Source organism: Hominibacterium faecale (genome assembly GCF_020734085.1).
Taxonomy (GTDB): Bacteria; Bacillota; Clostridia; order Peptostreptococcales; family Anaerovoracaceae; genus Hominibacterium; species Hominibacterium faecale.
The window spans coordinates 146,964-160,001 of sequence record NZ_JAJAGH010000007.1; the positions used below are offsets into that span (position 1 = coordinate 146,964).

The 13,038-nt window shown below is 46.0% G+C and carries 12 protein-coding genes; all 12 read right to left on the reverse strand.

Annotated elements, in window-relative coordinates; translation table 11 throughout:
- Positions 1-35: 35 nt before the first annotated feature.
- A complete protein-coding gene (locus LG211_RS10335) occupies positions 36-1,406 on the reverse strand; it encodes a Na+/H+ antiporter NhaC family protein (RefSeq protein WP_269477458.1) in 1,371 nt (456 codons plus the stop codon).
- A gap of 31 nt (positions 1,407-1,437) precedes the next feature.
- On the reverse strand, positions 1,438-2,226 hold the full coding sequence (locus LG211_RS10340) for an aspartate/glutamate racemase family protein (RefSeq protein ID WP_148396356.1): 789 nt from the start codon (positions 2,224-2,226) through the stop codon (positions 1,438-1,440).
- A 14-nt stretch (positions 2,227-2,240) separates the two neighbouring features.
- On the reverse strand, positions 2,241-3,305 hold the full coding sequence (locus LG211_RS10345) for an NAD/NADP-dependent octopine/nopaline dehydrogenase family protein (protein ID WP_148396355.1): 1,065 nt from the start codon (positions 3,303-3,305) through the stop codon (positions 2,241-2,243).
- Between the two features lie 28 nt (positions 3,306-3,333).
- Positions 3,334-4,335 carry a D-2-hydroxyacid dehydrogenase gene (locus LG211_RS10350; RefSeq protein ID WP_148396354.1) on the reverse strand — a complete coding sequence of 334 codons (1,002 nt, stop codon included), beginning with the start codon at positions 4,333-4,335 and terminating at the stop codon, positions 3,334-3,336.
- Positions 4,336-4,338: 3 nt separating this feature from the next.
- Entirely contained in the window at positions 4,339-4,773 is a 435-nt protein-coding gene (locus tag LG211_RS10355; RefSeq protein WP_269477459.1) for an aconitase X swivel domain-containing protein, read from the reverse strand.
- Positions 4,774-6,042 (reverse strand): aconitase X, encoded by a 1,269-nt coding sequence (locus LG211_RS10360; protein ID WP_269477460.1) that lies wholly within the window; start codon positions 6,040-6,042, stop codon positions 4,774-4,776.
- Positions 6,043-6,471: 429 nt separating this feature from the next.
- Positions 6,472-8,133 carry an APC family permease gene (locus LG211_RS10365; protein ID WP_148396351.1) on the reverse strand — a complete coding sequence of 554 codons (1,662 nt, stop codon included), beginning with the start codon at positions 8,131-8,133 and terminating at the stop codon, positions 6,472-6,474.
- Positions 8,134-8,173: 40 nt separating this feature from the next.
- Positions 8,174-8,965, reverse strand: a complete 792-nt coding sequence (locus LG211_RS10370) for an aspartate/glutamate racemase family protein (RefSeq protein WP_269477461.1) — start codon at positions 8,963-8,965, stop codon at positions 8,174-8,176.
- Positions 8,958-10,598: an L-serine ammonia-lyase, iron-sulfur-dependent, subunit alpha gene (locus tag LG211_RS10375; RefSeq protein ID WP_148396349.1), complete on the reverse strand. Its 1,641-nt coding sequence runs from the start codon at positions 10,596-10,598 to the stop codon at positions 8,958-8,960. The genes LG211_RS10370 and LG211_RS10375 overlap by 8 nt, the downstream gene beginning before the upstream one ends.
- Positions 10,599-10,973: 375 nt before the next feature.
- Positions 10,974-11,351 carry a GNAT family N-acetyltransferase gene (locus LG211_RS10380; RefSeq protein WP_253019950.1) on the reverse strand — a complete coding sequence of 126 codons (378 nt, stop codon included), beginning with the start codon at positions 11,349-11,351 and terminating at the stop codon, positions 10,974-10,976.
- Positions 11,352-11,712: 361 nt separating this feature from the next.
- On the reverse strand, positions 11,713-12,315 hold the full coding sequence (locus LG211_RS10385; RefSeq protein ID WP_148396348.1) for a hypothetical protein: 603 nt from the start codon (positions 12,313-12,315) through the stop codon (positions 11,713-11,715).
- Positions 12,312-12,950, reverse strand: coding sequence for a CatA-like O-acetyltransferase (locus tag LG211_RS10390; protein WP_269477462.1), 639 nt, complete (start codon positions 12,948-12,950; stop codon positions 12,312-12,314). Before LG211_RS10390 ends, LG211_RS10385 begins: the two co-directional genes overlap by 4 nt.
- Positions 12,951-13,038: the final 88 nt, after the last annotated feature.

The window sequence follows — 13,038 nt, forward strand, 5'->3', positions numbered from 1 at the left end:
AAACATTGCGCCTCTCCTTCTTACTAGCGTTTACTTTATAACACGAAACCGAATACCAAATACAGAACAACTGCTGCAAGTCCTGCAATGATGGCGTATGGCAATTGTGTCAATACGTGCTCCATATTATTGATTTTAGTAACCTGCGAAGACATGATCGTAACATCTGTATAAAAGCAGGCATGGCTTCCGAAGGCTGCAGCGCTGGCAATGGCTCCAAGCACCAGGAAGATCGGTGCGCCGCTTGCCACGGCCAGTGGTACGATAATCGGCACGCATACCACCGGAACACCCCAGCTGCTCCCGGTTACAAAGGCCAGCAGAGCTACAACAACAAAGGTAATCGCAGCCAGCGTATCCGGATTGACAAACGGGAGCACCGCATTTACCACATAGGTCGGCAGATTAATGCTGTCCATAGACATCTTCACCACCTGCGAGGCCATACAAATTGCAATCATCGGCAGCATCGTAGTCAGCCCCTGGGTAAACACTTCGCAGAATTCCTTAGGTTTCATGACTTTCCTCGGTATATAAAGGATTCCGGCAACACAGATGCCGATCACAAGGGCTGTCAGCAAATCGTCCTTCCAAATAGCCACTCCTACAACAACGGCCATCGGGAGCATGAAGTCAATGATCTTACCATCCGGCAGCGGCTCATCTACGGACAATTCATCCTTATTCAACTTGGCGCTAAGCTCGGAATAAACCATGCCTGTTTCGTCGACCCTTTTATAAGCCTTTTTCATAGCCCCTATCTTTGGTACAACTCCTAAAATAACCAGCGGGACCAGTATGACAGCCGTAAATCCATAGAATGCGAAGGGTATGCTATGTAAGTACAAATAAGCGCCATCCCCTAATTCCGCCAGCGACTCCTGCTGCGCAAATACGTTACCATAAAAGACAGCCCAGGTTGACAAAGGCACCAGAATGCATACGGGTGCTCCCGTGGAATCCAGCACGTAAGCGAGCATTTCTCTGGGCGTGCGCTGCCGGTCAGATACTTCCTTTGTACAGGCGGATACGGTCAATACATTTAAATAGTCATCAATAAAAATCAAAAGTCCCAGTACCCATCCGAACATTAGCGTCTTTTTTTCAGATTTTGCATATTTCTGCAGGAACTTGGCAAAACCAAAGGTTCCCTTTGAGGCGGATAAAAGTGTAATTAAACTGCCGACTAATGCCAAAACAATATACATCCAAGCATTTTCAGAAACCGCAGTCTGGCAGCTGTCTAAAAGGGCGGGAATACTTCCAAAGAAACCCTGGGACATGATGAATGCAATCCATGCGCCTAACATTAAGGATTCAAAATTAAGCTTTGTATATAAGGCGACTCCAATAACAATAACTGGCGGTAAAAGCGTTAAAAGGCCATAAGAAATTTCCGTCTCCATTTTTTTCTCCTTCCGGACGCATCGGTTGGTTTTAAATAAAACCACCATAATGCCTTTGTGAAACCACATGATACAAATAGTTGATAAGCGTTACCGTATCGAATACCGGCCTGCTGGTCGCCGCTTGAATTGAGGCCGCATATGGGGGCATATCCGTACATTCCAGCAGGATGGCTCCAATCTCCGGATGTTCTTTTACCATTTTTTCTGCTAAACCGACCAGCTCCTTCCTGATAATACGGGTATCCAGGTTTCCCGGTTCAATCGCTACCTTGGAAAATTCAGGCTGGTCCTGCGCCCCATAAATGATGCACCTTTCATAATCTTCTTTTGAAACGCCGCACTCTTGGAATAGTTCAAAGGTAAGATTGGGTCCGTCCGCGCAAAGAATTCCAATTTTTTGTTCCGGCTTCAGTCCTATGCTGATAATCGGGACCTGAATAATTCCGGACATATACACCGGTACCTCTACGGAAGCCGCAACCTTTTTTTGATAATGGCCGAAGTACCCGCAGTCGCCGATAATAACGCGGCATCCGTCTCGTTCCAGTTTTTTTGCGGCATCAATGATTCCATCTACAATATCTCCGCTACCCTCCTTCACAACGGACTGAATGCTGGACTGTTTGGCCTCTTCGTATTTCACCGGGAAGTGAAACGTAGTGGCGTTGGTCACATGGCCCGGCTGACATGGAAACCATGCCGGAAGGACGATGATGCCCACGTTAAAGCCTGCCCTGAATCCATCCTTGTTGATAAAGTAATGCATGTCTTCACCTGGCTCAATGTATCCGTAATACTTTGTGTTGTTTTCATCCATGTTCTTTCACCTCCTCAATTTGTAACGTATTTTATTAATTGATCCAAAGTCATTTCGTCGATACCCATTTCCTGAGCAGTTCTTCCTTTTGCTGCAATATCCATTTGCATAATTGGCGATCCTAAAGTAATAATCGCCTTGGTAACAGGAGTTTTTATCCCGGCAATCTGTCCAATCGTTAACCAGCACATCATTGTATAGGGAATATCTTCCGTTAAGTATCGGTCGTCCAGACTTTCGGGTCCCTTTATGTATTCCATTGACATACACCCGTTTAATTCTTCAAAGATACTTCTGGGTTCCCTGCCTCCGGCCATTTCCTCAGGGACGGTGAACAGGCAGCCGCCCACTTTCTCTGCAATTCGGATACGTTCTTCCTCCAGGCATTCCATGACTCTGGCAACGCACGGCGTAATTCCTTCTTCATATAGATAGAAATTTCCCTTTGACCGCTCAATTCTGCCTGCGTTGAGCACGCATCCGGGAGCATGATAGCAAGGGTTGGTACTGTGGGTTACGCATTGCAGCACATTTTTTGCCCGGTCAAAGGAATAGAATTCCGATACTTTATCAAGCACTTGGTCAGTATTGGCTGCGGGAAAAGCCGCACACAAAACCTTTGATTTAGACATGATATCAACATGTCCCTCTTTGGCTCTGCAGCTGTACGGGAGTTCGCTGGTTTCCGCAATTAAAATATGCTTGTCTATTTTCTTCCGTTCCAGTACCTTGCGAAAAACCAAGGTCCCCAGCAATCCTGGAGTGAGAAGAACTAGCTGCCCGTCCTCTAAAGCATCTGCGATCAATTCAAAATATGCGGCTTGGGCGAAGGCTGGCAGCGGACAGAAAATACATGCGCTGCCCTTTATCGCTTCTTTCGGATTTGTTGTTACGGACGCCACCGAAACCTTCTTGTTGAGAACACCTTCCGCAGTAATATATCCGCGTTCCTTTACATTTTTCAGCTCCATTTCCCACTCCGGCAAAACCAGCATATGCACTTCATTGCCCATGGCCGCCAAATCTGCCGCCATGGCATGGCTCCCGCTTCCTGACCCTAACACGGTTACTTTTTTCATAACGCTCACCTCCACATTTCAATAATTTCTAAGCAATCCGATTTAACGCTTCGCCTTGTAAAAAGGCCGCCAAATTGTCATAGGTCCATTTTATGAGCCTCTCCCTCGCTTCTCTTGTCGCCCACGCCATATGGGGAGTGATAAAACAATTGGGCGCTGCTAACAAAGCATTGTCCTCCTGTGCCGGCTCGACCGATAATACATCCAGTGCCGCAGCTGTGATTTTTCCATTTTTGAGGTTTTCTGCCAAATCCGTTTCATTGATCAGCCGGCCTCTGGCCGCATTGACGATCATCACGCCGTTTTTCATCTTGCTGATGGCAGCCTGGTTGATGAATCCCTCATTTTCCTTTGTCAGCGGGCAGTGAAGGGATAAAATGTCAGCAGCTCGAAGTACATGATCCTGAGAATGAAATTCTATATTGTTATTTTCCTGGGTAATGGCTGCATCAGGATGGCTCGTTGCAATCATCACCTTCATACCCATGGCTGAGGCGATTTTTGCCACACTTCTGCCGATTCTCCCAAATCCGAGAATGCCCAGCACTTTGTTTTCAAGTTCCATTTGCGGTGTCATGGTGAAACAAAATTCTTTGCTATTGAGCCACATCCCCTCCTTTACCGCTTGTGCGTGCTGCTCCGCATGTACGGCCAGCATCAATATCATGGATATGGTAAACTGTGCCACCGATGCCGTGGAATATGCAGGCACATTGGTTACGGTAATCGCCTTTTCTTTTGCATATTCCAGGTCCACCATGTTGTAGCCTGTGGCCAGCACGCCGATGTATTTGAGCTTTGGGCAGACCTCCATGACTGATCTGGAAATCACGCATTTTGACGTTAATATGATGTCGGCATCTTTGCACCGTTTTGCAACCAGTTCCGGCGGCGTATTATGGAAGACGGTCAGTTCGCCGAATTCCTTCAGACACTCCCAGCTCAAGCCGTCTTTGGTGATGATATTCTCGTCGAGAATTACAATCTCAGGGTTTTCACATAACCAATTTCTAAAGTCTTCTTTTCTCATAGCCTAACCTTTGATGCTCCTTTCCAAAATCTCCACCATACCCTTTTCGCCATTAACCCTTACATAATCCCCTGTCCGAATGCATTGGCACGGATCCTGTTTTTCCGGGAAATCGCTTACACAGGGAACTCCTGCCATTACAACAGCAGTCCCGCATTTTGAATCCATCTTGGTCAGCACATAGCCCTCCGGGCCATGACCGTTCAGATGGCAGCCATAAAAGAAATCCGACCAGCCGATTGAGCCTCTGCTGCCTGGAAGAACAAGGATTTTGTTTTCAATGGATTGGCCTTGATATGAGTGGCCTTTTTCTGTAATAACACCTGTCTCAACATCGATTCCATTCCAGCCCATGATGCTGTTTTTGCAAACCAGCGCGTATCCTTCCGCAAGCTTGCCGCCCGATGGGCGTCCCCGTAAAATCTTATCTTTGTTCATCTACTTACCTCCCCAGTAACCGGTAACCGCCGCATCCATCAATTCCTGATCCGAGCCGTAATAGACGGGTATGCTTTGCTCCGTCTTCTGATAGTGAGTCAATTTGGCCGATGATAAGGCGATGGCTTTTGCGCCTTCGGCTGCGCACGAATGTACATTGAGGCACCCGCAGGTGGAAATGAAAACGCCAGCCTGGCGCAGTATTTGCGCATATCCGTTTACTTCTGCGGTTTTTAGCATTGGAAAGGCGGTGTTGATGATAAACTTTACTCCGTCCTTAACCTTTTTCCCTCTCATGTAAGCTGCAAACTCCTGCAGCTCTTCGATCCCGCAGTGGGGACAGCCGATTTCGATATAGTCCACTTCACCCGGCTGTGAATGGCACAATTGGCTTTTTGCATCATCTATCATTTCTTGTGTAATGGTAATTTCGCCTGTGGACTCATGTCCTTTTAACGCATCCTCCAGGGTTCTGGCTTCCGGCGAGAGGCCTACGAAAAAGCACAGCTCCGCGTTGCTGGTTGTGGCAAGGGGAGTAAAAAACTTTTTCAGGAGCGTAATGTCTGGCTTTTTAAATCCATCTGCGATAATGGGAACATCTCCGCTGGACAATTGAGTTCCCAGCACGTATCCCAGCAAATCCCAGTCCTGCCTTGACTCAGTCTCGCACTTGATATGCACAATGTGAGTTCCATACCGGTTTTCATCCAGATGGTAGCCCCACTTCGGCGTGCGCCCGGTTAAAGTAGCTAAGAACGTTGTAGCTTGTCCCCCGCAATTTCCTCTGGCCCCAAAAATCGAGTTGCACATCAATATATTGCTGGATTCGGTTGTAACAAAAACTTCTCCCATCAGAGGAATCCAGCCTGTAAGATACGGCGTGCAGCACCCCACGCGGATAACGCCCAGCTCCTGCGCGCGATCCAGGTAGCCTTTGACATAATCGTAGAATTCTTTGGTCTGGTTTAAGGCTTCCCAGGATTCTCCGTCAATGCTGCAGGCATCATCTTGGCAAAAGCAGTGTTCGGCCACCAGCGAATCCAGCTTCAGTTCCTTGCCTAAGTACGCGAGAGAATATCGTGAATCAAGATCATCGCCGCACTTTAAAAAATCAGACATATCGTCATAGCAGCTCGTGCTTTTGTCCACGTCCACAAGCTCATCCGCGCCGAGTACCTTTGCATATTCAATGGTTTTTTCCATTGCAAGTTTTTTAACTTCACCAAATTCTCCGTTGAGCATCTTTCTGTCTTTTTCCGAAAGTTTCATAAGCATCTCCCTTTCTTCCAGAGTTTGTCGTCGTCATTGTCGACTTTAAGTTATTTGTTTTTATTATCGACTTGTTATCTATATTATCGACAAAATAACCATATCACTTTATTCGACCATTGTCAATATATTTATGCTGCAACTGTCGGAATTTTTTATATTTTTCGATAAATGTCGTACACGTTAGAACAGTTAACCATCTCCATTACCTCTTCTCCCGCAATATTTCCATACGGTGCAACGGAATAATATATGAAAAAGAACGAAAAAAAACGCTGTAGCTTTCTAAGCTGCAGCGAAATAGGAAAACAAGCAAATTTTAGAGTTGTACGTAAACATGAATATACCATAACTTTATACAGAGACACCCTCGTCCCCTCCACTCCCCTATCTGGAGGGGACGAGAGACGCCTGCATACCTCGCACGTCCTATTTGATATATGTTTCCTGCCACATTTTATTGGCTGGAATCCAGTTTTCCTTTGGATCGAACTTCCGGGAGAGTGCGTAGAGAATCGCGGCTAAAACAGCATATACCCCTGTCATTACTCGGATTCCTGTTATAATCAGTTCAAATGCCCCTTCGAACCCATAGGTTTCCATGTAGTATTCGGCTCCCCAGGAGCCTTCGTACCAAGGAAGAAAGAGGCTGGAAATAAAGCCTAAAATCGCTAAAACTCCAATCAATTTAAACATTCTGTCCAAGTCCCCGTAACATAATTTCGTCTTAGGGTTGATCGGATTGTTCTTGGGATCCGTAGAATGGAGCCCTCCCCGCTTTATCTTAAACCAAAGGTATATGAATTGGATCAAGAGGATTCCAAACTGTCCGCCCAGGAAGTAATCGGCGCCGTTGATCAGCAGAGAGATCACTGCAATGATGATTCCCGGCAGGATAAAGAGGGAATATCCGACATTCCCCAGTGGCACTCGGAACGGGCGGTACAAATCCGGCGCTTTTATACGCATATAAATTCCGGAAATAAAGATTAACACATAATACACCAGTGACAGCGTCACGGTAATCGTAATGATCACATCGAAATCCAACTGACAGGTGGCCAGGGCCACGACTGCGATGGAGAGGATCGAAATATGCGGCACACCGCGTTTTTGGCTGATTTTTGTAAGGCCTTTCGGGGCCAGATTGTCCTCTGCAATTGCATAAAATCCTCTTGATAAAGAAATCATTGCTGAATTAAAACTGGAAATATTACCGGCCATTGCAACGATACAAAAGGCGAGCCCAAACTGAGCGCCCGCAAGCTGGGCGACAGAACTGTAATTTACGCTGATCCCCCACTCCTGCCAAGGTCCTACAGAGGCTACTCCGGCAATCGTAGGCACCACATAGGTTATAACCGCAAGCGGCAATGCAACCAGCAAGGCTTTCCAAACAACGCTTTTATCTTTACAGTCGCCCGCAAGGGTAGAGATCGACGTATATCCGGAATACATCCAAATACCGATTGCCAGTGACCCTGAGATGCTCCAGCCCAAACCGTTCTCCCGGTCAAAGAATGGGACAAACGGGTTATGATCCATATGAACGAATCCGATAACCGCTACAAAAGCAAATGCCGCCATTACAATAATGGACAGAGCCGTGCTCACCCAGCCGACTTCATTGATACCCCGCAGATTAACCGCCGTGATGATTAAAATAATGATTGCTTTTACTGCATATGCCGACATATTGGTTAAGTCCACCAGCATGCCCAGATAATTTGTGGCCAACACCACATACCCTGCCATTTCAAGATATTGGGAAATTGTTCTGCAATACCCGGACTGGAAAGCCCAATATTCACCTAAAGCATTTTGAATCCATTTGTAAAAGCCGCCCGCGTAAGGCATCGCGGAGCCCAGTTCAGATGCCGTAAAGATTTGTGGAATCGCCCAAAAGAATACCATTAGGATCAGAACGAGAATCGCGATTCCGGGTCCTGATGAGGAAATCATTTCCTCGACCCCAAAACAACCTCCGCAGCAAAAGCTGAAAATGATGAATACCATTGCCGATACTTTTACATCTCGCTCCACAATCCTGCTGTTATCGTTAATGAGGGGCGCACCCGCGTTATTGGTCATTCTACACCTCCTTGAATTTGAACTATAACTGTTTCAGTTTTTATATAAATCCGCCGTAGTGACGCTGCGTCACTGTGTTGCACAGGAATTTCACCATAGTCGTCGCGTCAAAAATTGGCAGGTTGACCGCCTCCTGAATTGCGGCCGTATACGGAGGAATATCCGTACATTCCATTAAGAACGCGCCTATTTCAGGATGTTCCTTTTTCGTTTTGACGGCCAGTTGGACCAATTCGTCTCTTACTTTTTCGCCATCGAATTCCCCTGCCTCTTCTTGGGTTAACTTATTGAATTCCGGGCATTCCGCCGAAGCGCCTACAATAACGCAACGTTCAAAATTCTGTTTGCTCACCCCGCAGGCTTCAAATAAATCGTAAGTCAATCCCGGACCATAGGCGCAGATCAGACCTAAGCTCTGGTCCGATTTGAGAGAAACCGTAATCCACGGCACCTGAATCACGGACGACATGTAGACTGGTATCTCCACTGCGGCAGCGACTTCTTTTTGGTATCTTCCAAAATATCCGCAATCAGCGAAAATCAGACGGCATCCATCCTTTTCCAATCCTTTCGCCGCTTCAATGAGCAAATTCACCACTGCTTGATCACCTTCATGCACGACCCGTTCTACGCTGGCTCCCGGCACTTCCACATATCGTACTGGAAAATCAAAGGTCCATCCGTTTGATACATGTCCGGGAGGACACGGCATCCATGCATCAAGCACGATCATGCCCACCGGCTCGCAGGTTCCCATTCCGCCTTTGTTGCAGCTATAACGAATTTGTTTGCCCGGTTCTATGTAACCATAGTGTCTGAAATAATCACTCATTTCCCTTTTTTCCTTTCTCAGATTTACATGACTTGCACACATCACATTCATCTCCAACATAAAACTTCTTTTGCATTTCTTTTTCAATGCGCTGCCCCGTCGGCGTGATGCACAAACCGCCCAGCATTGTAGCGCGCAATTCTCTTGCCATCAGTTCTCCGCAATTCATCATTGCCTGAATGGTTTCATCGAGCGGGACCACACCGTCGAATCCACCGACAGCCAGCTGCGCGCTTATGATGGCATTGGATACGGTAGCCGCATTCCTGCTGATACAAGGGATTTCCGCGCATTCGCCCAGGGCATCACAAACAAGACCCAATAGATGCTGAAAGGCAAGGCTTGCGGCGTTCAAAGCCTGGTCAGCGGTTCCGCCCAGAAGATGCACGCCTGCTGCCGCCGCCATAGCGCTGGCAGACCCGTTTTCCGCCTGACATCCGGCGACCTCTGCGGCAAAGGTTGCCTGCTCTGCGATGAATACACCGATTAACCCTGCGCACATTAACGCTTTCACCAAGTCCTGCTTATCATAGTTTCCTTTGTTATATGCGGAAAACAAAATACCAGGCAGAACGCCGCAGGATCCCGCGGTCGGTCCGGCCACCAAAATGCCCAATGCAGCATTGCACTCCATTACTGCTACCGCATAGATGCAGGCTTCTGCGATAATTCCTGTATCAAACCATTTTCCTTCTTCATATGCCTTCTTAAGCTGCGCTGCCTTGGGTGTCAGAAAACCGCTCAGTTGGAAATCGCTTTTTATCCCGTAGGCCACGGAATCTCCCATCCGATCTAGCAGCATTTCTGCAAAATTTAAAACCTCTTCACGAGACCAGCCCGTGCGTTCTTGTTCATACAAAACAGCCGCTTCCCATAAGGGAATATCGTGGGTCTTCAAATACGCTTGAAGCTCCGCTGCCGTAGAATAGCTCACCTTTACATCCGGCTTATCTACTACTGGCATGACTGGATCCAAAATTCTTACTCGGTCCCCGTAATCTTTTATTTTCTCTTGAATCTCGTTTTTGACTTTTGCGTCCAAAATGGCATATACTCTGATTTCGGCCAGCGCATCCTCCGGTTCTGTGATTACATCAAACGGTATCTCTCTGTTTCGCAGAATTTCGGTAATTGTATCGATACATTCGGGTTTTTCATCCGCCATAACGATGATCTCTGTCGTTGATCCTTTCAGGCTGACTGCAATATCATTGATGCTAATGATCTCTATGATCGCGCCTCCAAGAGAAACGCCTTCCATTTTTACCTTCTCGCCGTCCCTTCCGGTCATGCTGATTTTAATTAAATCAGGGTGTATGACTTCCACATCTTCTACGACAATGGAAACGGAAATCCCCGCGGCCTCCGCCTTTTCGTAGCTTTTCAAAAAGTCTTTATGGGTCAGATCCATGCCCAAGATCCCGGCCACAATGGCTATGTCCGTCATCGATCCTCTGTAAGATTCTCCAAATCCGCCATCCCTTGCAAAGCGGATCTCAATTTCTTTCACATCTTCCATCAGCATACCGGCCATGCGCCCGACTCTTCCCGGTCCTGCAGTAGCGGAGCTGGACGGCCCCGTCATCACCGGACCCAGCACGTCATTGAATATACTTGCATAATAACGGCTCATATCTAACCTCCTAATATAATCGTGCTCAAATTTATTTTTCCAACGTTTAACCAGTATTACGATTTCATGACTTTCACCTCCAAATTTTCAATTCCGAAACAATCTCCTTCCATCCTCCACGTCCCTGTCCAAATAATTGGTCATTATCATTTAATATTTTGTTCTCATTGTCGACATATCATCTATATTGTCGACAACTCAAATTTATCATCTTATACTGCATTTGTCAATACAAATCATTTGAATTATCTGAATTTTTTATACAAAATAGCAGGACACGATGAAAGGCGATATTTTGTGTAATGAAAAAGCCCGAAACACCTTGGTGTTCCGAGCCAAATACTCATTGGGGCGAATGTCAAACAACTATTTTTATCATTCTGGTTCTATTATATAGGATTGCAAACTCTTTTTACATCCATTTTTTTCATAGAAATGTTCCAGCCCCGGCTGGGCGCCAAAATACAGCATGGTTGGGGTATTGTCTCTGACAAGCTGAAGAAGTCTGCTGCCGATTCCCTGTCTCTGGTACTCCGGAAGAACCAGCAGCTCTGTAATTGTTCCGAAGTAATAGCCGTCTGTAAGAATTCGCAGGCAGCCCACAAGTGTTTCATCATCATAAGCAGTGATATTCAATGTTTTCGATAGTGCGGCCTGCGTTTTATCCGAGTCATACTCTCCCGGCCATATTCCGTTTACAAATGGAATAAATGTGGAGGAGCTGAGATCTTGATCATTTATTTTATATTTCATTGATTTTACACCTTTCTAGCTTCCGATTGATCAAATGCGAATAAATATATGAATAGCCATTCCATCTCTGCATTTTTTAAATAAGATTCATCCTCATCAGCTAACTTTTTTAGTTTCCTTTCTCGAATATATAGTTCAATCGAAAATATCGGTATTGGCGAAGAACGACCTCCATTTTGACACTTTTTTCATGCAGACTTAAAAACAGAGCAGCAACTATCAACATTACAGCCTATTTACAAGAATTATGATACTGGATGTTTTCACGGCTTTCTTTCTGGCGATACAGCTCGCAACGTATCTCTATTTTTTATAGAACCCTGGCAAATCCAATATTTTCTGACAATGAGAAGTGTATCCATCACCTTTCAAACCGAACAACATAAGACCCCAGAATTTGTTCGCAGTTTATTGATGCTGCCGCTTGCGCCGAAAGTTCCTGCCTCTCGTAAGTTTGCTGGGGCTCCGTTGGACAGGCTGGCACAGATTTGCCGCCAATGCTTATTCCGTGAGCATCGCCATCAGCGAATTTCCATTCAAATTGACAGTCACAGAATTCTTTATTTTGATCGATCACCTCTGTTGTTCGAAAGTCTGTTTGTTCTCCGATGAAAAAGCAGCCGTCATTATCTTTTTCCGCCGGGCAGCCGCCTTCAACACTCACTCCAGTATAGGTGATTTCCAGAAACGGACACTGAAAAGTAACCGCGGCTCCACTTCTCTCATACGAAATATCTGTGGCAGGGCTTTTCCAATTGGCAATATTCAGCCAGCCCCGTTTGTTAAACGCTGCGACAGGCGTATTAAGTTCCACGTAAACAGTTTCATCTTTGTCAGTTTTTCGTATTTCCGCATTGATTCTCAACACTGGTCTGAGGGATTCAAACCCTTCCGGCAGCATGGCCCGCAGACGATCCTGCTCCACTTTATATGCCATTACAAACTGTTCCACTTTCATAGTCACTCTTTACTCCCTCTATCAAAAAATTCCTGCAATTTATCTACAAACTGTCCGATGTGCAGGCCATCCACAAAGGAGTGATGGGCCTGCACCGAGATCGGTATTAGAGTTTTCCCCTCTTTTTCGTAATATTTCCCCCAATCAAACAGGGGTGTTGCGTTATCTTTTTGCCCCGAATTGGTATGTGAAATATGGGTATAAGTAACCCACGGCATGGGGGAACATTGAAACACATCGTTTGCCAAAGGTCCTGTAAAATATTCCTTTTGTTCAGTTGCTGTTTTCATTGCCAATTCACAGTATGTTTTCAAGTCGTTTGTCATGGGCACATTGACGACCTTGAAGAGCTCCGTATCCTTGTTCAAATATGTGAACGCCGTGTCAATCCGATCGAATAATGCGACCTTTCCACCTACAAAACGATAGCGAAAGGCTTCAATTTCATTTGCGCATTTACATACAGCGAAAACCATAGCCATGGTGAAAGAAAGCCCCTGTTTCTTGACTTTACGCCTGAAATTTGTAATGTCTGCTTCAAAGGTCACACAAAATGCAGGTTCGACGCTGTTCCTAAAAACCATGCAATGCATTGCGCGGTCCCATGTTTTTTCATCAATCAATTTGTATGTACTTTTCATTTCTTCCTCCTGTTCCGTCTATAATAAGAAATGGGCCAAGTCGAGTTTCTTTCACGATTCTATACCTTACGGCAACGCAGTATCAATG

Coding starts and splice junctions, on each gene's coding strand:
- LG211_RS10335 (WP_269477458.1), bottom strand. CDS start 1,406: ATGGAGACGGAAATTTCTTATGGCCTTTTAACGCTTTTACCGCCAGTT.
- LG211_RS10340 (WP_148396356.1), bottom strand. CDS start 2,226: ATGGATGAAAACAACACAAAGTATTACGGATACATTGAGCCAGGTGAA.
- LG211_RS10345 (WP_148396355.1), bottom strand. CDS start 3,305: ATGAAAAAAGTAACCGTGTTAGGGTCAGGAAGCGGGAGCCATGCCATG.
- LG211_RS10350 (WP_148396354.1), bottom strand. CDS start 4,335: ATGAGAAAAGAAGACTTTAGAAATTGGTTATGTGAAAACCCTGAGATT.
- LG211_RS10355 (WP_269477459.1), bottom strand. CDS start 4,773: ATGAACAAAGATAAGATTTTACGGGGACGCCCATCGGGCGGCAAGCTT.
- LG211_RS10360 (WP_269477460.1), bottom strand. CDS start 6,042: ATGAAACTTTCGGAAAAAGACAGAAAGATGCTCAACGGAGAATTTGGT.
- LG211_RS10365 (WP_148396351.1), bottom strand. CDS start 8,133: ATGACCAATAACGCGGGTGCGCCCCTCATTAACGATAACAGCAGGATT.
- LG211_RS10370 (WP_269477461.1), bottom strand. CDS start 8,965: ATGAGTGATTATTTCAGACACTATGGTTACATAGAACCGGGCAAACAA.
- LG211_RS10375 (WP_148396349.1), bottom strand. CDS start 10,598: ATGAGCCGTTATTATGCAAGTATATTCAATGACGTGCTGGGTCCGGTG.
- LG211_RS10380 (WP_253019950.1), bottom strand. CDS start 11,351: ATGAAATATAAAATAAATGATCAAGATCTCAGCTCCTCCACATTTATT.
- LG211_RS10390 (WP_269477462.1), bottom strand. CDS start 12,950: ATGAAAAGTACATACAAATTGATTGATGAAAAAACATGGGACCGCGCA.